This is a genomic window from Cronobacter sp. 153480017-3, from assembly GCF_053627815.1.
This window is the reverse complement of sequence record NZ_JBSEYN010000003.1, coordinates 315,393-337,553: the sequence shown is the minus strand read 5'-3', so window position 1 is coordinate 337,553 and position 22,161 is coordinate 315,393. Positions and strand designations below refer to the sequence as shown.

The 22,161-nt window shown below is 59.0% G+C and carries 22 protein-coding genes and 1 tRNA gene; 10 read left to right on the top strand and 13 right to left on the bottom strand.

Annotated features, from left to right (window positions below):
* Positions 1-125 precede the first annotated feature (125 nt).
* From trmB to ACUW6V_RS09405, 6 genes are all read left to right on the top strand, one after another.
* Positions 126-845: a tRNA (guanosine(46)-N7)-methyltransferase TrmB gene (gene trmB, locus ACUW6V_RS09430; protein ID WP_012123788.1), complete on the top strand. Its 720-nt coding sequence runs from the start codon at positions 126-128 to the stop codon at positions 843-845.
* Positions 845-1,171, top strand: coding sequence for a YggL family protein (locus ACUW6V_RS09425; protein WP_004388233.1), 327 nt, complete (start codon positions 845-847; stop codon positions 1,169-1,171). The genes trmB and ACUW6V_RS09425 overlap by 1 nt, the downstream gene beginning before the upstream one ends.
* Positions 1,172-1,221: 50 nt before the next feature.
* Positions 1,222-1,938 (top strand): YggN family protein, encoded by a 717-nt coding sequence (locus ACUW6V_RS09420; protein ID WP_007870927.1) that lies wholly within the window; start codon positions 1,222-1,224, stop codon positions 1,936-1,938.
* A 152-nt stretch (positions 1,939-2,090) separates the two neighbouring features.
* On the top strand, positions 2,091-2,441 hold the full coding sequence (locus tag ACUW6V_RS09415) for a hypothetical protein (RefSeq protein ID WP_454038279.1): 351 nt from the start codon (positions 2,091-2,093) through the stop codon (positions 2,439-2,441).
* A gap of 119 nt (positions 2,442-2,560) precedes the next feature.
* Positions 2,561-2,803, top strand: a complete 243-nt coding sequence (locus ACUW6V_RS09410) for a DUF4160 domain-containing protein (RefSeq protein WP_015386343.1) — start codon at positions 2,561-2,563, stop codon at positions 2,801-2,803.
* Complete coding sequence (locus tag ACUW6V_RS09405) at positions 2,787-3,035, top strand: DUF2442 domain-containing protein (protein WP_007778197.1); 249 nt, start codon at positions 2,787-2,789, stop codon at positions 3,033-3,035. Before ACUW6V_RS09410 ends, ACUW6V_RS09405 begins: the two co-directional genes overlap by 17 nt.
* Before the next feature lie 19 nt (positions 3,036-3,054).
* Here the strand turns inward: ACUW6V_RS09405 and yjiA are convergent, their stop codons facing one another.
* From yjiA to ACUW6V_RS09390, 3 genes are all read right to left on the bottom strand, one after another.
* Positions 3,055-4,020, bottom strand: coding sequence for a GTPase (gene yjiA / locus ACUW6V_RS09400; RefSeq protein ID WP_454038278.1), 966 nt, complete (start codon positions 4,018-4,020; stop codon positions 3,055-3,057).
* An 18-nt stretch (positions 4,021-4,038) separates the two neighbouring features.
* Complete coding sequence (locus ACUW6V_RS09395; RefSeq protein WP_007764106.1) at positions 4,039-4,242, bottom strand: YbdD/YjiX family protein; 204 nt, start codon at positions 4,240-4,242, stop codon at positions 4,039-4,041.
* Between the two features lie 362 nt (positions 4,243-4,604).
* Positions 4,605-6,758, bottom strand: a complete 2,154-nt coding sequence (locus tag ACUW6V_RS09390; protein WP_105578143.1) for a carbon starvation CstA family protein — start codon at positions 6,756-6,758, stop codon at positions 4,605-4,607.
* Positions 6,759-7,706: 948 nt separating this feature from the next.
* Here ACUW6V_RS09390 and ACUW6V_RS09385 point away from each other — a divergent pair.
* Positions 7,707-9,647, top strand: coding sequence for a methyl-accepting chemotaxis protein (locus ACUW6V_RS09385; protein ID WP_454038277.1), 1,941 nt, complete (start codon positions 7,707-7,709; stop codon positions 9,645-9,647).
* Between the two features lie 175 nt (positions 9,648-9,822).
* The gene (locus ACUW6V_RS09380; protein WP_041460374.1) at positions 9,823-10,365 is read left to right on the top strand and encodes a sterol desaturase family protein; all 543 of its coding nucleotides are present in this window, start codon (positions 9,823-9,825) and stop codon (positions 10,363-10,365) included.
* Here the strand turns inward: ACUW6V_RS09380 and crtB are convergent.
* From crtB to ACUW6V_RS09345, 7 genes are all read right to left on the bottom strand, one after another.
* Positions 10,253-11,224 carry a 15-cis-phytoene synthase CrtB gene (gene crtB / locus ACUW6V_RS09375; protein WP_454038276.1) on the bottom strand — a complete coding sequence of 324 codons (972 nt, stop codon included), beginning with the start codon at positions 11,222-11,224 and terminating at the stop codon, positions 10,253-10,255. The two genes, ACUW6V_RS09380 and crtB, sit on opposite strands and share 113 nt — an antisense overlap.
* A complete protein-coding gene (locus tag ACUW6V_RS09370) occupies positions 11,221-12,699 on the bottom strand; it encodes a phytoene desaturase (protein WP_007870891.1) in 1,479 nt (492 codons plus the stop codon). The genes crtB and ACUW6V_RS09370 overlap by 4 nt, the downstream gene beginning before the upstream one ends.
* A complete protein-coding gene (gene crtY, locus ACUW6V_RS09365; protein ID WP_454038275.1) occupies positions 12,692-13,867 on the bottom strand; it encodes a lycopene beta-cyclase CrtY in 1,176 nt (391 codons plus the stop codon). Before crtY ends, ACUW6V_RS09370 begins: the two co-directional genes overlap by 8 nt.
* On the bottom strand, positions 13,864-15,138 hold the full coding sequence (locus ACUW6V_RS09360; RefSeq protein ID WP_087600118.1) for a glycosyltransferase: 1,275 nt from the start codon (positions 15,136-15,138) through the stop codon (positions 13,864-13,866). The genes crtY and ACUW6V_RS09360 overlap by 4 nt, the downstream gene beginning before the upstream one ends.
* The gene (gene fni, locus ACUW6V_RS09355) at positions 15,135-16,178 is read right to left on the bottom strand and encodes a type 2 isopentenyl-diphosphate Delta-isomerase (RefSeq protein ID WP_454038274.1); all 1,044 of its coding nucleotides are present in this window, start codon (positions 16,176-16,178) and stop codon (positions 15,135-15,137) included. Before fni ends, ACUW6V_RS09360 begins: the two co-directional genes overlap by 4 nt.
* Before the next feature lie 42 nt (positions 16,179-16,220).
* The gene (locus tag ACUW6V_RS09350) at positions 16,221-17,126 is read right to left on the bottom strand and encodes a polyprenyl synthetase family protein (protein WP_004388238.1); all 906 of its coding nucleotides are present in this window, start codon (positions 17,124-17,126) and stop codon (positions 16,221-16,223) included.
* A 261-nt stretch (positions 17,127-17,387) separates the two neighbouring features.
* Positions 17,388-17,936, bottom strand: a complete 549-nt coding sequence (locus ACUW6V_RS09345; protein ID WP_014728075.1) for a YtfJ family protein — start codon at positions 17,934-17,936, stop codon at positions 17,388-17,390.
* A gap of 157 nt (positions 17,937-18,093) precedes the next feature.
* Between ACUW6V_RS09345 and ACUW6V_RS09340 the strand changes: the two genes are divergently transcribed.
* A complete protein-coding gene (locus tag ACUW6V_RS09340; protein ID WP_454038273.1) occupies positions 18,094-18,465 on the top strand; it encodes an STY0301 family protein in 372 nt (123 codons plus the stop codon).
* A gap of 187 nt (positions 18,466-18,652) precedes the next feature.
* Here the strand turns inward: ACUW6V_RS09340 and ACUW6V_RS09335 are convergent.
* Positions 18,653-18,728: transfer RNA gene (locus tag ACUW6V_RS09335), tRNA-Ile, on the bottom strand.
* Positions 18,729-18,853: 125 nt separating this feature from the next.
* On the opposite strand from ACUW6V_RS09335, the gene mug reads away from it, so the two are divergent.
* Positions 18,854-19,360 (top strand): G/U mismatch-specific DNA glycosylase, encoded by a 507-nt coding sequence (gene mug, locus ACUW6V_RS09330; protein ID WP_105573899.1) that lies wholly within the window; start codon positions 18,854-18,856, stop codon positions 19,358-19,360.
* Positions 19,361-19,412: 52 nt separating this feature from the next.
* Here mug and ACUW6V_RS09325 read toward each other — a convergent pair whose 3' ends face one another.
* Positions 19,413-19,835 (bottom strand): hypothetical protein, encoded by a 423-nt coding sequence (locus ACUW6V_RS09325; protein ID WP_069681668.1) that lies wholly within the window; start codon positions 19,833-19,835, stop codon positions 19,413-19,415.
* A 242-nt stretch (positions 19,836-20,077) separates the two neighbouring features.
* A complete protein-coding gene (gene rpoD / locus ACUW6V_RS09320; protein WP_004385591.1) occupies positions 20,078-21,922 on the bottom strand; it encodes an RNA polymerase sigma factor RpoD in 1,845 nt (614 codons plus the stop codon).
* Positions 21,923-22,161: the final 239 nt, after the last annotated feature.

Here is a 22,161-nt window from a genome sequence, read left to right as displayed (position 1 = left end):
TCAGGGGCTGTGATTCCAGCACAGGCCCTGTGGGCTGTAAACAGGAACTTTCCTGTGCTTGCATCGGGCAACTATCTTTGGATAATGCCCGTTTCCCGAACCACTACTCAAACAGACTAATCGCCATGAATAACGACGTCATTTCACCGGAATTTGATGAAAACGGTCGCCCGCTGCGCCGTATTCGCAGCTTCGTCCGCCGCCAGGGGCGCCTGACTAAAGGGCAGCAGCACGCGCTGGACCACTACTGGCCGGTGATGGGCGTTGAATATCGCGCAGAGCCGCTCGATCTCGTCGCGCTGTTTGGCCGCGACGCGCCGGTGACGCTGGAAATCGGCTTCGGCATGGGCTCGTCGCTGGTGGAGATGGCGAAAACCAATCCGCAGCAGAATTTTTTAGGCATTGAAGTGCATTCGCCGGGCGTGGGCGCGTGCCTGAGCGCCGCGCATGAAGAGGGCGTCGAAAACCTGCGCGTGATGTGTCATGACGCGGTGGAAGTGCTGGAGAAAATGATCCCGGACGGCTCGCTGCATATGGTGCAGCTGTTCTTCCCGGACCCGTGGCACAAAGCGCGCCATAACAAGCGCCGTATCGTACAGGTGCCGTTCGCGCAACTGGTGCTTCGCAAATTACAGCCAGGCGGCGTCTTCCATATGGCGACCGACTGGGAACCTTATGCCGAACATATGCTCGAAGTAATGTCTTCGGTGGAAGGATATGAGAACCTGTCCCCGACACAGGATTATGTACCGCGCCCGGCCTCGCGCCCGGTGACCAAATTTGAACAGCGTGGCCATCGTCTTGGTCACGGCGTATGGGACTTAATGTTCGGGAGAGTAAAATAATGGCGAAGAACCGTAGCCGTCGTCTGCGTAAAAAGATGCACATCGACGAATTCCAGGAACTGGGCTTTACGGTAACCTGGCGTTTCCCGCAGGGCGCCACGGATGAGCAGATCAACACCACGGTGGACGAGCTTATCAGCGAGGCTATCGAGCCAAACGGCCTCGCCTTTGGCGGCAGCGGCAACCAGGCCTGGGAAGGGCTGGTGTTCCGCCAGCAGATCGGCAAATGCACCGATGAAGATCGCGAAGTGGTCCGCAAATGGCTGGAAGCGCGCGGCATGACGGATGTCCAGGTGAGCGAACTGGTCGACATCTGGTGGGATTAAGTTAAACAACGGGTCGGTTTTGCCGGCCCGTTAGCATTTCAGGAGCGAGTATGATGCGTAAAGCGCTGCTGGGCGTGTTGCTGGTGACAGCGATGCAGGCCCAGGCGGAATACAAATGCAGCGTCACGCCGCGCGACGACGTGGTGCTCAAGCCCCAGCATGTGCAGGTGGTGGGCGAAAACGGCGATCTGGTGATTGGCCCTGACGGCGCGGTGCAGTTTAACGGCAAGCCGATGACGCTTTCCGCCGCCCAGCGTCAGCAGGCGCTCGATTATCAGAAAGCGTTGCGCGCCACGCTGCCGTGGGTCGATCAGGGCGCGCTGTCGCGCGTGGAGAAAGGCCGCGTCGCGCTGGATAAAATCATCGCCAAAGAGGTGGGTGAAAACAGCAGCATGCGCGGGCGTCTTACCAAACTCGACGCGCAGTTGAAAACTCAGATGAACCGAATCATCGAGCATCGTGACGACGGGCTGACGTTCCACTATAAAGCCATCGATCAGGTGCGCGCCGACGGTCAGCAGCTGGTGAATCAGGCGATGGGCGGCATTCTGCAGGACAGCATTAACGAAATGGGCGCCAAAGCGGTGCTGAAAGGCGGCGGCAACCCGCTGGAAGGCGTACTCGGGAGCCTCGGCGGCCTGCAAACGGCTATCCAGAACGAATGGAAAAACCAGGAAGCGGATTTCCAGCAGTTCGGCCATGAAGTCTGCACCCGTACCATTCAGCTTGAAGAGCAGCGTCAGGCGCTGGTGGGCAGCTTTAAATAACTGTGACGGGAGCATTGTCTCCCGTTCTTTACCGTTTCGCCTTACTCCGCCAGATACATCCCGTTACACAGAATCACAATCGCTTCCTCTTTGTCTTACTTTTTCGCACTACGCTCTACGGATGACTTCACACGACAAACGCGAGGATGCGGATGAAACGGGATATTTCCACAGGGAGCCTTATTTCTCTCTTTTTGCTCGCCATCATCACGCTAAACGTCGCCGTGCTCTGGGTGCAAAATTACCAGGCGGAGAGCGTGCCCGTTAGCGCCTCAGCAGACCGCTGTGTTAACGCTGCGCCGGAATATTGTGAAGACGAAATGCCGCCCGCAGGGCCGCTGCCCGGCGAGCCGCCGTTACAGGTGACTGAAGATATTTTGCCTCCCGTAAGCCCGCGCTTTTCTCCCGCACAACTCGCGCTCTACCGCAGCGACGATATCTATCTCCCGGACGACCTGCCCGATGATGACTTCTGGCTGGGCGAGGAGGCGGATTATCCGTAAAGAAACTCCCGGTCTGGTTTTTCTGGAAGGTGGGCTGTAAAAGCAGAGGGACTATATTGGTTGTGCAGGAGACTGATGGTACTGGTTGTTCAGGAAAACGGCCAGGAGGCACGATTCACATGCCAGTGATACTTCGTATAAAGGATTATCGGTTCTTTTTTTATTCGAATGAAGGCAACCCGCGCGAGCCTGCGCATATTCATGTTCGTCGTGGCGGAGCAGAGGCTAAATTCTGGTTAAACCCCTTCACATCCCTGGCACGAAATCATGGATTCACTCCGCGTGAAGTGGCAGAGTTATTACTTCTTGTCACCCAACATCAGCAACAGCTTACCGGAGCCTGGTATGACTATTTCAGCTAAACGCGTGAGCTTTGACGAGCAAACCTTGTGGGTTGAACTCTCCGACGCGCGGATTATTGGCGCGCCGCTCTCCTGGTTTCCACGGCTGCTCAATGCCAGCGATGAAGAACGCGCGAAATGGGAAATCAGCCCATATGGTATTCACTGGGAAACGCTGGATGAAGATATCTCCGTGGAAGGCTTACTGGCTGGAAGAGGGGATATCACTCGCCAGCCGCCGCGGGTAGGCTAATTTCCTCTGTTCACAAGGCTCAATCCTTCGGCGCAAGCGATGCAAAGGCGGCGCGGATCTCGTCTTCCGGCAGATGCGCGCCGATAAACACCAGCGTGCTGTGCGGCGTTTCGTCGCTCGCCCATTCGCGGTCCCAGTCGGCGCTGTAAAGCCGCTGGACGCCCTGGAACAACAAACGGCGCGGCTCGTCCTGAATATAGAGCATCCCTTTGTAGCGCATCAGGTTATCGGCGAACTCTAACAGCAGTCCTTCCATCACGCGGGAAACCGCATCCAGCGCCACCGGGTAATCAAAATTCACCACAATAGAGGCGATATCGGTCTGCGCGGGGGGCGCGAAGTGAAAGCGTGGTGCAGGCTGTACGATGCGCTCTTCGAGCATAAAGCCCTGGGTGTCGAAAATCAGGCCCAGATCTACCTCGCCATGTACTACTTTATGCACCGGCGCGCGGGCGTTAATGCGGCGCAGACGGGCCAGCAGCGCTTCGTCTTCGCCCACCACATCGGTTTTAGTCAGCAGAATGCGATCGGCGTAGCCGATTTGCGACTGCGCCAGCGCGTAGCGGTCCATCTGCTGACCGGCATGTACGGCGTCCACCAGCGTAATCACGCCATCCAGCAGATAGCGCTCGCACAGGGTGTCGTGCGAGAAAAACGTCTGGATGATAGGGCCGGGGTCTGCCATCCCGGTGCATTCGATGATCACCCGATCGAATGTGGTGACGCCGCCGTCCAGCAGTTCCAGCAAATCGAGCAGCGCCGATTCCAGCTCTTCCGAGCGGGTGCAGCAGATGCAGCCGTTGCTGAGCGTTTTCATTTGCGTGGCGCGGGTGCCGAGGATTTCGCTGTCGATGGGCGTTTCGCCGAATTCGTTTTCAATGACTGCGATTTTATAGCCGTGGTTGGCTTCGAGGATGTGACGCAGCAACGTGGTTTTTCCGGCGCCAAGAAAGCCGGTTAAGAGCGTGACCGCAACGGGTTGCATGTTTACCTCCGGTAAGTGTCAGCAGCAGCGCATGCCGCCTTCGCCGCTTCCGCCGTAACGCGCTTCCTGGCGCTCGCGGAAGAATTCGTCGTAGGTCATATACGGTTTATCCGGGTGATTGGTCTTCATATGCTCAACGTAGTTGTCATAGTCCGGAATACCAATCAGCATTTTTGCCGCCTGACCCAGGTATTTTTTCGCTTGTCCTAAGTTACCAAACATTGTGTTCCCCAGGCAGAAAAAGCCCGACGGTACGAGCCGGGGCTTGCGATTGTGTCGATGCAAGTTGGGTGCGCTCCGCTTACCCACCCTACGGATGAAACCTGCACGTATAACGGTGGGTGCGCTCCGCTTACCCACCCTACGGATGAAACCTGTATGTATGACGGTGGGTGCGCTTCGCTTACCCACCCTACGGATGAAATCTGCACGTGCGATGGTGGGTGCGCTTCGCTTACCCACCCTATGGATGAAATCTGCACGTACGATGGTGGGTGCGCTTCGCTTACCCACCCTGGACAACATATGAATCTGTTAAATGTAGGGCGGGTAAGCTTCGCGCACCCGCCGTTTCCGCCGTCACATTAATGGTGTGACGAGGTTTTCACGCCGCCTTCCGGCACAGGCACATACGGCGTTTCTTTCGCGCAAGGCTGTGCGGAACGACGCGCCTTCATCGCGGTACGCACACCGTAGAAAATAATGCTGTACACCACCACCAGGAACAGAATACTCAGGCCCGCGTTGGTGTAATTATTGATAACGATGTGGTGCATATTGGCTACCTGCTGCTCGGTCAGCTCCGCGCCGCCTGCGGCGATACGCGTTTTGTACTCGTTCGCCATATAGAAGAAGCCTTCCATCTGCGGGTTATCGCTAAAGAGCTTCATCCCGAGCGCCCAGGTGGTGCAGATAAGCAGCCACACCGCCGGCACCACGGTCACCCAGATATAACGGGTGCGCTTCATCTTCACCAGCACCACGGTCGCCAGCACCAGCGCCACGGCAGCCAGCATCTGGTTAGAGATACCGAACAGCGGCCACAGGCTCTTCACACCGCCGAGCGGGTCCACCACGCCCTGATAGAGCAGATAACCCCACAGGCCCACACAGCCCGCCGTCCCGACGACGCCCGCCACCAGCGAATCGGTTTTTTTCAGGAACGGCACAAAGTTGCCCACCAAATCCTGGAACATAAAGCGGCCAGAACGGGTGCCGGCGTCCAGCGCGGTCAGGATAAACAGCGCCTCGAACAGAATGCCGAAGTGATACCAGAAGCCCATATCCGCCGCCGGGATGATTTTGTGGAATACGTGGGCGATACCGACGGCCAGCGTCGGCGCGCCGCCCGCGCGGTTCAGTACAGACGGTTCGCCGATATCTTTGGCGGTCTGCATGATCTGCTCAGGCGTTATCACAAAACCCCAGGCGCTCACGGTCGCCGCCGCGTGGGCAGAAACATCCTTGAGCTGCGCCAGAATCAGCGGCGCGTTGTCGGTGCCCAGCTCATGCAGGTTCGGCATCGTGATGCCAAGCCCGGCGGGCGGGGTGTTCATCGCGAAATAGAGGCCCGGCTCGATGATAGAGGCCGCCACCAGCGCCATTACGGCGACGAAGGATTCCATCAGCATCGCGCCATAGCCGATAAAGCGCGCGTCGGTTTCGTTCGCCAGCAGCTTCGGCGTGGTGCCGGAGGCGATCAACGCATGGAAGCCGGAGACCGCGCCGCAGGCGATAGTAATAAACAGGAACGGGAACAGCGCGCCTTTCCACAGCGGCCCGGTGCCGTCGATATACTGCGTCACGGCAGGCATTTTCAGTTCCGGGTTCAGGATCAGAATGCCTACGGCCAGGCCGACAATCACGCCGATTTTCAAAAACGTCGCCAGGTAGTCGCGCGGTGCCAGAATCAGCCACACCGGCAGCAGGGCGGAGACAAACGCGTAGCCCACCAGCGCGTAAGTGATCGTGGTGTCTTTAAAGGTCAGCGCCGGGCCCCAGTACGGGTCGGCTGCGATCACGCCGCCGAACCAGATAGACGCCACCAGCAGCACCACGCCGATAACCGACACTTCACCCACGCGCCCCGGACGGATAAAGCGCATGTAGATGCCCATAAACAGCGCGATCGGCACCGTCGAGCAGACGGTAAAGACGCCCCACGGGCTCTCCGCCAGCGCTTTCACCACGATAAGTGCCAGCACCGCGAGGATAATGATCATGATTAAGAAGCAGCCGAACAGCGCGATGGTGCCCGGCACCGGGCCCATCTCCTCTTTGATCATCTCGCCAAGCGAGGCACCGTTCCGGCGCGAGGAGATAAACAGCACCATAAAATCCTGCACCGCGCCCGCCAGCACCACGCCTGCGAGCAGCCACAGCGTACCGGGCAGGTAGCCCATCTGTGCGGCCAGCACCGGGCCCACCAGCGGCCCCGCGCCTGCGATGGCGGCGAAATGGTGGCCGAACAGCACGTAGCGGTTGGTGGGCACATAGTTCAGCCCGTCGTTATTAATGACTGCTGGCGTCGCGCGCGTTGGGTCGAGCTGCATCACGCGGCTGGCGATATACAAGCTGTAGTAGCGGTAAGCCACCAGGTAGATGGAGACCGAGGCCACCACAATCCACAAGGCGCTGACGCTCTCGCCGCGGCGTAATGCCACTACGGCAAGACAAAAGGCCCCGATGACGCCAAGAAGCGCCCAGGGCAGATGTTTCATTACTGTTTTTTTGTCCATAGGAGACCTGCTTGTCAGACAGAGATAAAACCGGCTGTGACGTACATCCCTGGCGGCGCAGACGGCGGATAACCAAAAGATTTAAAACGCGCTTAATGATGACAAAACGCGCAGGCGGACTGGGCAGGGCTTCAACGAGCGGTTACATAGCGAGGCGAACGGTCATATAGCGCAGCGAGCGGTTCGCCAGCGCCCTGAGCGGCGCGGGTTCTGTGACGTCAGTCACGGGGGGGCTGAGTGAAAGAAACAGAACTGGCGCTATCAACGCGGGCAGGAAGGCACTGGCGTGACCATGTGTGAGCGCGTTATGTATCAGCAAAAAACGCGCTGGCACACGACCCTATTCTCTTTCCGACCGGCATTCACTTTCCCGCTGGGTAATAATGGTAAAAAGTAAAATAGTTTCTCGTTGGTAATAAGTTACCTTCTGAATTAATAATACATGATATATTTTTACTGTGATCGCGCGGGGAATGTGATACCCGTATCACTTTCAGTCAGGGTGAACTACTGCGTTATTTTATACGCGCCCCGGAGATAACTTTGATTGTTAAGTGGTAATAAACACGAATTAAGCACTGGTTAATGGAGAGGCGAAAGTCTGAAAATTTATTTGAAAATAAAATCTTCTGATAATCATTAACTTAAAAACATGTGAAAAAAGGAGAACAAATCTGCCCCAAAAATTTACGTTAAAAAGAAACGCATAATTGTTTATTTAATGAACGCCAGATTGCGCTTAAGTCTCTACTTTTGCACTTAATTACCTGCGTGATAATATTTTTTTAACATATATCTTGAGTTTTTCTTTCCCAATATATTTCTCTTTAGTGGAAATTATTGAATTTTTTTGAACCTTTTAAAATAACGCGTGCGCTAAAGGATCATTCTTTCACTGACGATAAACAGTTAAACAATTTTTATCATTTTAACGTGATGGTGAATGCAATGGCTTTAGTGACGTCGTTTGGCGAGAAAGTGAATAATCTGAGCGTCGGCAAAAAACTGACGTCGGGTTTTATTATTGTGCTGTGCATTATGTTGCTGATTGCTGGTGCCGGAATTTATGGCTTTCGCCAGGTGGATGAGAATGCCCGTAAGGAAACGCTGACCGTCAGTATCGTGACCGCCCTGAACGAAGCACGTATTAACCGCACGATCTTCCAGTTGACCGGCGAGGAAAAATACGCCGAGCTGAACGCCAGTGCGCTGCGTCAGGTGGGTGAGCAGCTCGCGTCGCTGTCGCAATTTAATATGGATACCGAAGGGCGCGCCCGGTTTGCGGCCATGCAAACCAATCTGCAAACTTATCTCGGCGTGCGCGATAAATATATTCAGACGCTGCGCCAGCGCAATACGCTCGCCGCCGATCTGCATGAACAGTGGCCGTCGCAGTTTATCGAGCAGGCATCGGCGTATAGCGAGCAGGCGGACGCCAGCCCGCAGGCGGCGATGCTGGCGGCCCGTCTTGCCGCGAAAGCGCAGCAGATACGGAGCGCCGTCGACGCGCTGATCACTCATGGCGACCGCGAGACGCTGAACAAACTCAACGAGCTGCTGGGCAGTATCGACACAACCGCCGCGCAGCTGGGAGCCAGTACGCGTGATACGCCGCTGCCGTGGCTCTCCGCATTAACCGATCAGACCCGTATGCTGCACAGCAGCGCCGCGCTGTTTGTGTCGGCTTCAGGCGATCAGCAGACACAATCGACCGCGCTCAGCAACGCCGCGACCGCGCTTAATGAAACGGTGGCCGACTTCCATGAGTTTCGTAAAATGCGCATGGCCAATTCCATCAGCCATGTTGAAACGCTGATGCTTGCCGGTACGCTGACAGGCGTATTGTTTGGGCTGATTGTCGCCGCGTTCATTACGCGCAATATCACCCGCCCGCTGCGTGAAACATTAGCAGTGGCGAACCGCATCGCGCAGGGCGATTTAACCGTTACCGTCTCGTCGCTGCGCCGCGATGAACCGGGCCTGCTGATGCAGGCGGTCGGCACCATGAACGACAGCCTGAAAAGCATCATTACCCGTGTGCGTCACGGCGTCGATAACGTATCGCGCGCGTCGTCTGAAATCGCCGCCGGGAATATCGATCTCTCATCGCGCACCGAAGAGCAGTCCGCCGCCGTGGTGCAGACGGCGGCCAGTATGGAAGAGCTGACCTCCACGGTGAAAGAAACCGCCGGTAACGCCCAGCAGGCGAGCCAGCTGGCCGCGCAGGCTTCCACCAACGCCGATCGCGGCGGGAAAGTGGTGAATGAAGTGGTCGAGACGATGCGTAATATCCAGGCGAGCTCCGGGAAAATCGCCGACATTATCAGTGTCATCAACGGTATTGCCTTCCAGACCAACATCCTGGCGCTGAACGCCGCCGTGGAAGCCGCGCGCGCCGGTGAGCAGGGCCGCGGGTTCGCCGTAGTGGCGGGGGAAGTTCGCACCCTGGCAAGCCGCAGCGCCACCGCCGCCAAAGAGATAGGCGCGCTGATTACGGAAGCGAACCAGCGTGTCGAAAACGGCGCGCAGCTGGTGGCGAGCGCCGGTGAAGCGATGGAAGATATCGTCGGCTCCGTCGCCAAAGTGCGTGAAATTATGGATGAGATCGCCCGCGCCTGTACCGAACAGAGCCGCGGCATCGCGCAGATTGGCCAGGCCATGTCGGAAATGGACACCACGACCCAGCAGAACGCCGCGCTGGTGGAGGAATCCTCCGCGGCCGCCTCGTCGCTCGAAGAGCAGGCGCGCGAGCTGGAGCAGATGGTCGCGATATTTAACGTCGGCACCAGCGCGCCTCGCCGTGCTGAGCCCGCCGCCGTGCCGGTCGCGGCGCCTGCGCCGAAAGCGCTCGCCGTGGCGGGTGCTCAGGGCGAATGGGAACATTTTTAAGCGTCAGCTCAGACACACATTAACCCCGGCCTGCCGGGGTTTTTTTTATTCGCAGGGGCAGGGCGACTCCCCCGACACTGACGCCTGGGTTGCTATACTCTCTGGGTTGCGGCGCGAACCGCGCTTACGTTTCCCGGCAACAGGACGTTCCGTTCAGGCGGGCCCAGGAGAAATTATGATTGTGCTGTATAACGTGGCGATTGTATTGCTGACGGTCGCGGCGATGGAAATCGTGGCGGCGCTGACGCACAAATATGTGATGCACGGCTGGGGATGGGGCTGGCATCTTTCCCACCATTCGCCGCGCAAAGGCTGGTTTGAAGTCAACGATCTCTACGCGGTGGTGTTTGCGGGCGTGGCGATTTTGCTTATTGCGCTTGGGGCAGGCGGACGCTGGCCGCTACAGTGGATTGGCGCGGGGATGACGCTCTACGGCGCGCTCTATTTTATCGTGCATGACGGGCTGGTTCACCAGCGCTGGCCGTTTCGCTATGTGCCGCGCCGGGGTTATCTGAAGCGGCTCTATCTGGCGCACCGGCTGCATCACGCGGTGCGCGGGCGCGAAGGCTGCGTCTCCTTTGGTTTTCTCTACGCGCCGCCGGTGGCTAAGCTGCAGGCGGTGCTGCGTGAGCGTAACGGTCGTCCTGCGCGCGCGGCCGCTGCCAGAGCGCCGAAGGGCGAGGCGACGACGACGCGCCGCGAGAACTCACAGCCATAACTGCGCCTTTCGCCAGCAGGGCCAGTTTCTCGGTCTTGCTGGTGCCCTGACGCGTTTCCCACGCGTTAACGCCCGCGCGCTTCACCTTTACGCCAATTTCCCGGTAGACCCCATGCGCGGTGGCGATAGCCCAGGCGCTGCGTAGCGGCAGACCGGCAAGCCCGGCGCGCGCCGAGGCGTAATACGGCTCCGCTTCATCCACCAGCCGCGCGGCGAGACGCGCCAGCGCCGGGCGGTGCGCGCGGTCTGTTAAGGTGTCAGCGCGAAGCCCTTCCTCCTGAAGCCACGCCTCAGGCAGATAGCAGCGCCCGATGGCGGCGTCTTCAACGATATCCCGCGCAATGTTAGTGAGCTGAAACGCGAGGCCCAGATCGCAGGCGCGATCCAGCACGGCCTCATCGCGCACGCCCATCACGCGCGCCATCATCAGCCCCACCACGCCCGCCACGTGGTAACAGTAGCGCAGCGTGTCATCAAAGGTGTGATAGCGCTCGTCGCGCACGTCCATCGCGAAACCTTCCAGATGATCGAGCGCCAGCGCAGGCGGGATCTGATGTGCCAGCGCTACCTCCTGAAACGCTGCGAAATTTGGCTCGCGCATCGGTTTGCCCGCGTAAGCCTCAAGCGTCAGCGCGCGCAGCAGGGCGATGCGCGCCTGCGGGGTGTCTGTCGGCGCGTCGGCCGTGCGAAAACCAAGCGTCTGGCCGTCAGTCACATCGTCGCAGTGGCGACACCAGGCGTAGAGCATCAGCGCGCTGCGTCGGGTTTTTGCGTCAAACAGTTTCGAGGCGGTGGCAAAGCTTTTCGAGCCCGCCTCGATGGTTTCTGTGGCATGCGTCAGCAGCGGTTTGTCACTCATGCATGCCCCTCCAGCATCAGCCCGGCGGTAGCCTTCGCCGAGCCGATAACCCCCGGAATACCCGCGCCGGGGTGCGTGCCCGCGCCGACTAAATAGAGGTTATCAATGCGGCTGTCGCGGTTATGTGGGCGGAACCAGGCGCTCTGGGTGAGGATAGGCTCCACCGAAAACGCCGAGCCATGATACGCGCCGAGCTGGTCGCGGAAATCGAACGGCGTGAACATACGGTGCGTCACCAGTTGTTCGCGAAGGCCCGGCATATAGTGCTGCTCAAGATATTCAAAAATCCGGTCGCGCAGACGCGGCCCTTCGACATCCCAGTTCAGGTTCGCGGTGCCGAGGTGCGGCACCGGGGCGAGCACGTAATAGCTGCCGCAGCCCGGCGGAGCCAGCGACGGATCGGTGACGCACGGCGCGTGCAGATAGAGCGAGAAGTCGTCCGCGAGCGAGTCGCGTTTAAAAATATCTTCAATCAGCCCTTTGTAGCGCGGCCCGAAGCAGACGGTGTGGTGTGCGAGCTGGCTGTGGTGGTGATTGAGCCCGAAATAGAGCACGAACAGCGAGTTGCTCATCCGCTTGCGGCGCAGTGAGGCCGCCTGCGAGACGCCGCGCGGGTGATGGCCCAGCAAATTGTTGTAGGTGTGCACCACATCGGCATTCGACGCCACGGCGCGCGCGGGAATGCGTCGGCCGTCGGCGAGCGTCACGCCGCTGATTTTGTCGCCCTGAGTATCGAGGCGCGTCACTTTGGCGTTGAGTTCAATCTCGCCGCCCAGATCGGTAAACAGCTTCACCAGCCCCTGCACCAGCGCGCCGGTGCCGCCACGGGCGAACCAGACGCCCCACTGGCGCTCCAGCGCGTGGATAAGCGTATAGATTGATGACGTCGCAAACGGGTTGCCGCCCACCAGCAGGGAATGAAAAGAGAACGCCTGGCGCAGATGATCGTCTTCGATAAATTTCGACACCATGCCATACACACTGCGCCACGCCTGAAGACGCGCGAGCTGCGGGCCTGCGCGCAACATATCGCGAAACGAGAGGAACGGCACCGCGCCAAGCTTCAGATAGCCTTCTTTAAACACCGCCTGCGAATACGCCAGGAACTGGCGATAGCCCTCGACATCGCGCGGGTTGAAGCGGGCGATTTGCGCCTCAAGGCTCGCCTGATCGTTATCGTAATTAAACACCTGGCCGTTCTCCCAGCACAGGCGGTAGAACGGCGTGACGGGCAAAAGATCGACATAATCGGCGATGTTTTTACCGGCCAGCGTGAACAGCTCCTCAATGGCTGAGGGATCGGTAATCACCGTCGGGCCGGCGTCAAAGGTAAACCCTTTATCTTCATAAACATACGCCCGCCCGCCGGGTTTATCGCGCTGTTCAAGCAGTAAGGTGGGAACGCCCGCCGCCTGTAAGCGGATAGCCAGAGCCAGGCCGCCAAAGCCGGACCCGATAACAACAGTTTTAGTCATGATGAAAAGCTCGCAGCCGGGGAGTTTGCTTTAGCACGGCCTGCATGGCTTCGCCCACCGGAACCGGGGGTTTGCCTGTCAGCAGTCGTGCCATATCCATTGGGGTCAGTCGTCCGGCGTAAAACCGGGCGATAAGCCCCGCATTCAGTCCATAAAAGCGCTGCATCACCTGCCAGCGTTGGTCCGGTTTTCCGGCCAGAAACAGCATCCGGTTCAGCAGCCGGAAAAAGCGCTGACGCCGCCACTGGCGCTGCGCGTAATCTGCCGTCAGCGCATACAGCGCTGCTGAAGACGCAGGCGGCTGCGCGGCGATAAGGTCGGCAAGCGTTGCCGCGTGCGGCAGCGAATAGCCGGTCGTCGCGTGAAACAGCCCGGCGCGCAGGCCTGCGCGCGCCACGCCCTGCGCTTCGCGCCAGAATGCCTGCGGCGCGCCGGTAAGCGTAATCGGCAGGTTGCCGCGCTCCTCGCGCTCAAGCGTCGCGAGCTGCCAGCCCTGCAAACGCGCGTAGCTGGCGATATTTTCCCGCGCGCGGTCGTGATCGAGTGTGGCGCTGTCGATGTAGTGCGTATCTTCTATCAGCAACGTGTCGGGCGTGAGCGGCAGCGTGTAGACAAACCGGTAGCCGCCCTGTTGCGCTACCGTGGCGTCCATCAGAACAGGACGCGTCAGGCCGTGGGGCGCGGCGAGCCGCCACTGCTGGCCGAGGAACGCCTGCTGGCCTGCGGTGAGGTGCGGGCTCGCCTGCCAGCCGCGGCCGTCAATCACCGCGCGGGCGTGCAGCGTGCGCCCGTCGGTGAGCGTCACGCTCTGCGGCGTCAGGCTTGCGACCGGCGCGTTGCGCCAGAGGCGTTCACCCACGGTTTCCTGCAAAACCTGGGCGAAACGCTCAGACGTAACGCTGTAGTAGCCGCCATCCAGCGTGCGCGTCAGCGCCGGAAAGCGCACCTCGTAGCCGTCCCAGCGGTGCGCCACCAGCGGTGTGAGCCAGGCGTGCTGTTCGGCCGTGAGATCCGCGCCGTGAAATGACCAGGTGTGATTGCCGCCAGGCGCGTCGCTTGCCTCCAGCAGCAGCACGTTAAGCCCCGGCTGTCGCGCGCGCAGGCGCAGGGCGATCAGCCCGTTCGCCAGACCGCCGCCAGCGAGAATCAGATCCCATTGCGTGTTCATAAGGGAGCCTGCGCGAATACAGGGCGGCGCTCATCCAGCGCCTGTTCAGCGATCTGCGCTGCGCGCACGACGCCACCCGCCTGCGCCAGCGCGCGCTGCATCGCGACGAGACGCGCGCGGCAGCGATCGTCGCCAAGCAGCGTTTTAAGCTTGCGGGCAAAGGTGCGACGCCCGGCGAAGCGCGAGACGCGCTGCCCGATGCCGCAGTGCTCCACCCGCGCCGCCACGCCGGGCTGATCGAACGCCAGCGGCACCACTAACAGCGGCGTGGCGCTGGCGATGGCGTCCATCACAGTGTTAAGCCCGCCGTGGGTAATGACGGCATCCGACTGGCTGAGCGCCAGCGGCTGGTCGGTAAATCCCGTGACCTGTGTGGCCCCGCTGGCTTTCAGCGCGCTGGCCTGCGCGTCATTCAGGCCGCCACAATGCGCGACAAGCAGCTCGACGTCGGCGTCGCGACAGGCGCGGGCGATGGTGCGAAACAGCCCGTAGCGATGCCCCTGTAACGTGCCGAGTGAGGCGAAGACGCGCGGGCGCGTCGCGTCTGGCACCGGTTCCGCCACTGGCGGCTGCGGCGGACGCAGCGGGCCGACCGCATGAAAGCAGGGCGGCAGTGCGTGGCGCGGGAAATCGAGCGCGCTGAGCGTCTGGCTGATTTGCGCCAGCGGCGAGAGACAATCGTGCAGGCCGTGGCGGGCCGACAGCCCGAAGCGCTGCGCGTGATGGGCTATCACCTTGCTCTGGCGGCCCATCAGCCAGTCGTGCACCTGCTGGCTGGTCTGATAAATCTTGCGGGCGCGCGGCGTCTGCGCATAGCGAAACGGCATGACCGGCAGCGGAAGCCCTGCCTCGCGATTGACCGGCAGGGCGCAGGCGACCGAAACAAACGGCAGATCCAGCGCGTCGGCGACGATACCGCCCGCGGGCTCCATCTGATCGACAATCAGGCCGTCCACGCCAAGGCGCGTCAGCGCCTCGGGCAACTCCCGGCACAGCATATCGGTGGTACGCGCCAGATCGTCAATCAGGCTCAGGATGGCCGGGCCACCCGGGTGCGCCGTCAGGCGTAAGGTGCGGGCGAGGCTGCCGGGCGGATGGCTCGCTTCGCCTACCGGATAAAAGCCGATGTTCGCATCGTCCAGCAGCGTGCGGGCCTCGGCCTGCTGGATAAAGGTGATGCGGTGCCCGCGCGCGATAAGCGCCTGCGCGAGCGCCTGCATGGCATGAACGTGACTGTAAAGCGGGGGCGTAATGACGGCGTAATGGCTCATTCCTCATCCCCGACGCGCACCAGCCGGGCCTCACGCAGCGCGCTGATACTGGCGCTGCCGGTGCAAAAACAGGCGACCCGCAACTGTTCAATCACGACCGCGAAATGGTCCAGCACGGCGCTGGTGGAGGTGGTCGCGCTGCCGAGCACCGCCGCGGCCTGCCCGACGAGACTTGCGCCCATCGCCAGGGCTTTGGCGGCGTCGATACCGTCGCGAATGCCGCCAGAGGCGATAAGCGGCATCGACGGGAACGCCTGATGTATCTGGCGCAGCGCCTGTGCGGTGGGTATGCCCCAGTCGGCGAAGGCCATCGCCACGCTACGGGCATGGTCGCTCGCCGCGCGTTCACCTTCCACGGCGGCCCAGCTGGTGCCGCCTGCGCCTGCCACATCCAGCATCGCGACGCCCGCCTCTTTAAGCTGGCGCGCCACCGGCACCGAGAGGCCAGCGCCGACTTCCTTTACCACCACCGGCACGGGAAGGGCGTTCACGACGCGTTCAATTGACGCCAGCACGCCGCGCCAGTCGCGATCGCCGCCGGTCTGCAGCGCCTCCTGCAACGGATTAAGATGAATAATGAGCGCGTCGGCTTCCACCATCTCGACGGCGCGCCGGGCGTAATCGAGCCCCTGAACGCTGCCGATTTGCGCGGCACCGAGATTCGCCAGCAGCGGGATATCCGGCGCGTACCGGCGCAGTTCGCCCGTCAGCCCCCAGTTGTCCTCGCTCTCCAGCGCCACACGCTGTGAGCCGACGCCCATCGCCAGCCCCAGCGTCTGCGCGGCTTCGGCGAGGTGACGGTTGATATCGCTCGCGCGCCGCGCACCGCCGGTCATGGAGCTAATCAGAATCGGCGCTTTCATCACGCGGCCAAACAGGCGGGTGCTGAGATCGATGTCGTCAAGCGCGAGTTCCGGCAGGGCGCAGTGCTCAAAACGCCATTGCTCAAAGCCGGTGCGAATCGTTTGTTTAGCCCGCTCCGGGTGCAGAACGATATCCAGATGATCGTTCTTGCGTTGGCTCAGTTCCTTGTCCTTCATTCATACTCCAGTAACAGTCACTGTCGGCGACACGGCGCGCGTTCAGCCAAACATAGCCAGCTGTTTATCAAACCAGGCGTACATAAAACGGCGGGTGGACGCGCCGCGCGAACAGGCACCGGTGAGATGCTCATCGGCGCGCAGCAGGTGATCGCGCAGGCGCTGATGCACCGCTTCCGGGCCAAGCATCGCCACCAGCGTTGATTTCCCGGCGTCTTTATTAATGTCTTTACCGGTATGGTTCAGGCCATCCGCCAGATCGTCAAGCAGCTGGAACGCCTGGCCGAGATGGCGCGAGAACTCGCGAAGCTTATGGCGCACCGACGCGGAAGCGCCGGCGGCGATGGCGGCGATTTGCAGCGTGGCGTCAAACAGCACGCTGGTTTTGAGATCGTTAGTGGCAAGTATCGCCTCGGCGCTGCGGGCCTGGTTGCCTTCGCTGAGATCGCGAAACTGCCCCTGCACCAGCCCCTGCAACCCGACGGCGCTGGAAAGCTCGCTCACCGCCTGAGTTTTGCAGCTATCGGAGAGCGGGTTTGCCTGCGCCACCACGCCGAATGCCCGGCTCAGCAGCGCCACCGCCGCGAGGATCGCCACGCTTTCGCCATACTGGCGGTGAATGGTGGGCTTGCCGCGGCGCAGCAGGGCGTTATCCATACACGGAATATCGTCGAGCATCAGCGACGCGGCGTGCACCATCTCCACGGCGCAGGCGAGATCCATCAGCGCAGGCTGGCTGGCGTCGCAGCCGAGATCGCGCGCGGCAAGAATGAGCAGCAGCGGGCGCACCCGCTTACCGGGCGTCAGCGCGCCTTCGCGCATCGCGGCGCAGACCAGATCGCGCTCCTGGCCCGGCGGCAGAAGCTCGTCAAGGCGGGTTTGCAGCGCATCGCGCAGCGCCTGCAATTCGATTTCCTGCCCTGAAGATTTCACGGCGTTAGCGTTCATGGTTAAGGCCTCTGATGGTGTCCGTTATCGCTGTGGAGTGGGAGAAAATGAAAGCGCAACTGCGCGCGAGTGCCGCCCTCAGGCGCGCGGCAGTCGTCGCATCAGGCGAAATGTGGGATTTTTGGTGTCTGAACAACTGATTATCTTCACGGTAATCTTTCCGGATACGTTCTTAAAAAGCGTAGCGTAATCCCGGAAAATTTCTTCAGCTAACCTCAGTGTGGCACAAAACTTTACAATTCTGTGAGCTGTTGTACAGGTTTATGCGAGCAGCGAGCGCAGCAGCGTCATCACCTGACGTACTTCATCCGGCGTGAGCGCGCCATCTTTGGCGAAGCGGATGCGGCCCTCTTTATCCACAACCACCACGGCGGAACCGCCCGGCTGAAGCCGCCAGGCGCGCTGCACCGCGCCCTGTCCGTCGAGCACAAAGACCGATGAGGGATACGCTTTTTTGGTGCTTTCCAGACTGCGGCGCACAAAGATGGCGCTGCCGGGAATGGCGTCGTCAGTATTGATTATCGTGGTGGCCTGAAATTTATCTGCCGGCAGCTGCGCCGCCGCGATGGCGTCGCTGATGCCTTTATTCAGATCTTTCGCCGACAGCCTGCCCGCCACATGCAGCACCAGGCCCACCTTGCCGCTAAGCCGCGCGCTGTTCCAGTCACGATAATCAATCTCGCCCTGATTCAGCGTCAGCTCGCCGCGCTCAGCCACGCCAACCGGTGCCACCCGTTCGCCTTCCGTAAAATTGTGCGCGCAGGCGAAAAAGGGCAGCAGAGTGCAGATGAGCAGTAACGAACGCAGCATGGGAAATCCTCAATATGGGGAGTTGGGAAAAGTGTAGTGGAGATTGCCCGGTTGGGTTGAGGGATGACAGATGAGCGTGTTCTGACGTTTTGATCGGGAGAAGAGTGAGGTTATTGATTTTGAGGTATAAAGGAAAATCAAAAACAGGGAGACGAGAATGATGGGATGGATCAAAGCCGCGTTGTGTAGTATCGGCGTGATGTTTTTCTCAGGCGCTGCATGGGCTGAAAAAATCCAGTGCCCGAATACTCTGACAGAGAAAAATCACGTCCACAGGCTGCATCTGGTCGATGTGTTTGAAGGCCCGCCGGAAGAGCTCGCGTCCTTATTACCAGATACGGACGATGAAATGATCTGGACATTAAGCGATTCGCAAAACTATGCGAAAGCGCATAACACCGCTGTTTTTCTGGTGTGCCAGTATCAGGGCACCGCTAAAAAAAACACGCTGACGGTGCCTGCCAGCGCCAAAAAATGTATGGCCTGGTTTGGAAATAATAAAAATGATTTCTATGCCGGGTGTGAGTAGTGGTTTTGGGGAATATTTGAAGATGATGACATCATTTCGGGCGTTGACCGGATACACATCACTAAGCGGCTCCTGCCAGCTCCTTTAATGGGCCATCTCGCCGCCATTTTGTTGCCAGTTGATTAACAGCCAACAAAAAAGCCACCCTTGCGAGGTGGCTTAATTATATGATTTTAATGCTAAAATTTGGTGGCCCCTGTTGGGTTTGAACCAACGACCAAGCGATTATGAGTCGCCTGCTCTAACCACTGAGCTAAGGGGCCGTGGCGCTGGATTATAAAGTAACTGGCGACGCCAATCCAGTCTCGGTGTCGCGGCTGCTGAATTTGTAAGCAGGCGCGGCGTAAGGTTTTATACTTTATAGATCCGAGAGTTAACAGGAGAGGACATGATTAACGATATTCTTGAGCCAGGTCTGCGGGTGGTCTTTTGCGGGATCAATCCGGGAAAGTCGTCGGCGCATACGGGCTTTCACTTTGCGCATCCGGGTAACCGCTTCTGGAAGGTTATTCATCTGGCCGGGTTTACGGATCGCCAGCTGAAGCCTGAAGAAGAGCGCCATTTGCTGGATACGCGCTGTGGCATCACGAAACTCGTAGAACGCCCGACGGTGCAGGCGAACGAAGTGGACGTGAAAGAATTGCATGAAGGCGGGCGCAATCTGATTAAAAAAATCGAATATTTTCAGCCAGATGCGCTCGCGGTGCTGGGCAAAAAAGCCTATGAGCAAGCATTCAGTCAGCGCGGTGTGAAGTGGGGTAAACAGAAGCTAAAAATCGGTAAGACGGAAATTTGGGTGCTGCCTAACCCGAGCGGGCTGAATCGCGCTTCGCTCGATAAGCTGGTGGAAGCCTACCGGGAGCTCGACGACGCGCTGGTGGCGCGCGGCAGATAACAGAACGGCGCAACTCTCGCTGCGCCGTTATGAGCAGAAAAAGGCAGGTGGTTTAGCCGCCAGCCTGTTCAATAATCAGCTTACCGAGCGACGACTGGATGCGGAAGCAGAGCGTCTTGATTTGCGACTGATACATCGTGATGACAATGTCGTTTAGCTCCGGCGTCATCCCGTCTTTCAGCGCCAGATATTTCCCCGTTTTCGCGGAAAGCGCGTCCATTTCAGCGGCGTAGCGGCTGTAGGTTTTCGGGCCGTAGTGCTTGAGCGCGTCGAGCTCTTTACGGCAGGTCGCCATGCTGTTAGCGCTTTCAGAGGCTGCCGAGAAAGGCTGGCTTTCAGGCTGCTGTGGAGCAGGCGGCGTTTGCGCGGCGACCGGAGCGGGCGCTGGCGTAAGAGGCGTTACCTGGCTTTTTGGCGGCTGGCTGGCGCATCCGGCCAGTAAAACGCATGTCATAAATAACAGCGACTTGTTCATCCCGGTTCCTTGCAATGTTATCAACGCGATGTTTCATTTTTATACGCAAAATCTCACAGCAAATTACTCAGAATCTATAATCCTGACAAATTCTTTTTGCTAATTAATCCACGCATATCACGATGATTTATCGTTGCAGGGCCGCCTGTTGAAAGGTAGCCCGTAAAAGTCGCTTCAGTCATTTCTGGTGCCAATAAAAAAGCCCTCCGAAGAGGGCTTTTTAAACGCGTTATCACAGACGATTAATCGTCCAGGAAGCTGCGCAGCACTTCAGAACGGCTTGGGTGACGCAGCTTACGCAGCGCCTTCGCTTCGATCTGACGGATACGTTCGCGGGTTACGTCGAACTGTTTACCCACTTCTTCCAGCGTGTGGTCGGTGTTCATGTCGATACCGAAACGCATACGCAGCACTTTCGCTTCACGCGCGGTGAGACCTGCCAGCACGTCGTGCGTCGCCGCACGCAGGCTTTCGGTGGTCGCGGAGTCCAGCGGCAGCTCGAGGGTGGTATCCTCGATGAAATCCCCCAGATGCGAATCTTCATCGTCGCCGATCGGCGTTTCCATGGAGATAGGCTCTTTGGCGATTTTCAGCACTTTGCGGATTTTGTCTTCCGGCATCAGCATGCGCTCGGCCAGCTCTTCCGGCGTCGGCTCGCGGCCCATCTCCTGCAGCATCTGGCGGGAGATACGATTGAGCTTGTTGATGGTCTCAATCATGTGCACCGGAATACGAATGGTGCGCGCCTGATCCGCGATAGAGCGGGTGATGGCCTGACGGATCCACCAGGTTGCATAGGTAGAGAATTTGTAGCCGCGGCGGTATTCGAACTTATCTACCGCTTTCATGAGACCGATGTTGCCTTCCTGAATCAGATCGAGGAACTGCAGACCGCGGTTGGTGTATTTCTTGGCAATAGAAATAACCAGACGCAGGTTCGCCTCAACCATCTCTTTCTTCGCACGACGCGCTTTCGCTTCGCCGATAGACATACGACGGTTGATGTCTTTCACCTGTTCAATGGTCAGGCCGGTTTCTTCTTCGATCTGCTGCAGTTTTTGCAGGCTGCGGTGCACATCTTCCGCCACGTCGTGGAGCTTTTCAGACCACGGTTTGTTCATGGCGATTGCCGCGTTGAACCAGGTTTCGCTGGTTTCGTTGCCGGTGAAGAGGGTGATGAAGTTCTTCTTCGGCATTTTGCACTGCTCAACGCACATCTTCATGATGATGCGTTCCTGGGTACGCACGCGGTCCATCATGGTGCGCATGCTGTTCACCAGATAGTCAAACTGCTTCGGCACCAGGCGGAACTGTTTGAACACTTCAGAAAGCTTCAGGATCTCTTCCTGAGACGCCGCGTTGCTGCGGCCTTTGGCTTTGATGGTGTCGCGGGTCACTTCGTACTGGGTACGCAGCTCACCGAATTTTTCACGGGCCAGTTCCGGATCGATGCTGTTGTCGTCGTCGCTGCTGTCGTCGTCAGACTCTTCGTCTTCATCTTCGTCATCATCCATCTCTTCCTGAGAGAGTTCTGAGCCGACATGCGTCGCGGTAGGCGCCAGATCTTCTTCGGCGTTCGGATCGACAAAGCCGGTGATCAGATCCGAAAGACGCGCTTCGCCCGCTTCAACGCGATCGTACTGCTCCAGCAGATAGGTGATCGCTTCCGGGTATTCGGCGACAGAGCACTGAACCTGATTGATGCCGTCTTCGATGCGTTTAGCGATGTCGATTTCGCCTTCACGGGTCAACAGCTCAACGGTACCCATTTCACGCATGTACATACGAACCGGGTCAGTGGTGCGCCCGATTTCAGATTCAACGCTTGAGAGCACCTGGGCCGCAGCTTCTTCCGCGTCTTCGTCGGTGCTGTTGGAGTTTTCAGCAAGCAACAGATCGTCGGCGTCCGGCGCTTCTTCCATCACCTGGATGCCCATGTCGTTAATCATTTGGATGATGTCTTCGATCTGATCGGAGTCGACGATATCTTCCGGCAGATGGTCATTGACCTCGGCATAGGTCAGATAGCCCTGCTCCTTACCACGGGTGACAAGAAGCTTAAGCTGTGACTGCGGGTTTTGCTCCATAAGACGGTATCCACACTTATTTCATGAGGTTGGTGTCGGTAGGCGTTGCCGCCAACAATAACGTGTGCCCCGGGGTTCATATCACAACATGTTGCAAGCGACGGCGTTTCAGTAGTGCCTGGACGCTTCGACAGCGATATAAAACCACAGGGCGGTGCGGGCTGTTTTATTATTGCCGCTGCCCGGCAGTGCGGCTCTCGGGTGCACCCGATCGTCAATCGGCAATTAAGCCGCGGAAT

Coding starts and splice junctions, on each gene's coding strand:
- trmB (WP_012123788.1), top strand. CDS start 126: ATGAATAACGACGTCATTTCACCGGAATTTGATGAAAACGGTCGCCCG.
- ACUW6V_RS09425 (WP_004388233.1), top strand. CDS start 845: ATGGCGAAGAACCGTAGCCGTCGTCTGCGTAAAAAGATGCACATCGAC.
- ACUW6V_RS09420 (WP_007870927.1), top strand. CDS start 1,222: ATGATGCGTAAAGCGCTGCTGGGCGTGTTGCTGGTGACAGCGATGCAG.
- ACUW6V_RS09415 (WP_454038279.1), top strand. CDS start 2,091: ATGAAACGGGATATTTCCACAGGGAGCCTTATTTCTCTCTTTTTGCTC.
- ACUW6V_RS09410 (WP_015386343.1), top strand. CDS start 2,561: ATGCCAGTGATACTTCGTATAAAGGATTATCGGTTCTTTTTTTATTCG.
- ACUW6V_RS09405 (WP_007778197.1), top strand. CDS start 2,787: ATGACTATTTCAGCTAAACGCGTGAGCTTTGACGAGCAAACCTTGTGG.
- yjiA (WP_454038278.1), bottom strand. CDS start 4,020: ATGCAACCCGTTGCGGTCACGCTCTTAACCGGCTTTCTTGGCGCCGGA.
- ACUW6V_RS09395 (WP_007764106.1), bottom strand. CDS start 4,242: ATGTTTGGTAACTTAGGACAAGCGAAAAAATACCTGGGTCAGGCGGCA.
- ACUW6V_RS09390 (WP_105578143.1), bottom strand. CDS start 6,758: ATGGACAAAAAAACAGTAATGAAACATCTGCCCTGGGCGCTTCTTGGC.
- ACUW6V_RS09385 (WP_454038277.1), top strand. CDS start 7,707: ATGGCTTTAGTGACGTCGTTTGGCGAGAAAGTGAATAATCTGAGCGTC.
- ACUW6V_RS09380 (WP_041460374.1), top strand. CDS start 9,823: ATGATTGTGCTGTATAACGTGGCGATTGTATTGCTGACGGTCGCGGCG.
- crtB (WP_454038276.1), bottom strand. CDS start 11,224: ATGAGTGACAAACCGCTGCTGACGCATGCCACAGAAACCATCGAGGCG.
- ACUW6V_RS09370 (WP_007870891.1), bottom strand. CDS start 12,699: ATGACTAAAACTGTTGTTATCGGGTCCGGCTTTGGCGGCCTGGCTCTG.
- crtY (WP_454038275.1), bottom strand. CDS start 13,867: ATGAACACGCAATGGGATCTGATTCTCGCTGGCGGCGGTCTGGCGAAC.
- ACUW6V_RS09360 (WP_087600118.1), bottom strand. CDS start 15,138: ATGAGCCATTACGCCGTCATTACGCCCCCGCTTTACAGTCACGTTCAT.
- fni (WP_454038274.1), bottom strand. CDS start 16,178: ATGAAGGACAAGGAACTGAGCCAACGCAAGAACGATCATCTGGATATC.
- ACUW6V_RS09350 (WP_004388238.1), bottom strand. CDS start 17,126: ATGAACGCTAACGCCGTGAAATCTTCAGGGCAGGAAATCGAATTGCAG.
- ACUW6V_RS09345 (WP_014728075.1), bottom strand. CDS start 17,936: ATGCTGCGTTCGTTACTGCTCATCTGCACTCTGCTGCCCTTTTTCGCC.
- ACUW6V_RS09340 (WP_454038273.1), top strand. CDS start 18,094: ATGATGGGATGGATCAAAGCCGCGTTGTGTAGTATCGGCGTGATGTTT.
- mug (WP_105573899.1), top strand. CDS start 18,854: ATGATTAACGATATTCTTGAGCCAGGTCTGCGGGTGGTCTTTTGCGGG.
- ACUW6V_RS09325 (WP_069681668.1), bottom strand. CDS start 19,835: ATGAACAAGTCGCTGTTATTTATGACATGCGTTTTACTGGCCGGATGC.
- rpoD (WP_004385591.1), bottom strand. CDS start 21,922: ATGGAGCAAAACCCGCAGTCACAGCTTAAGCTTCTTGTCACCCGTGGT.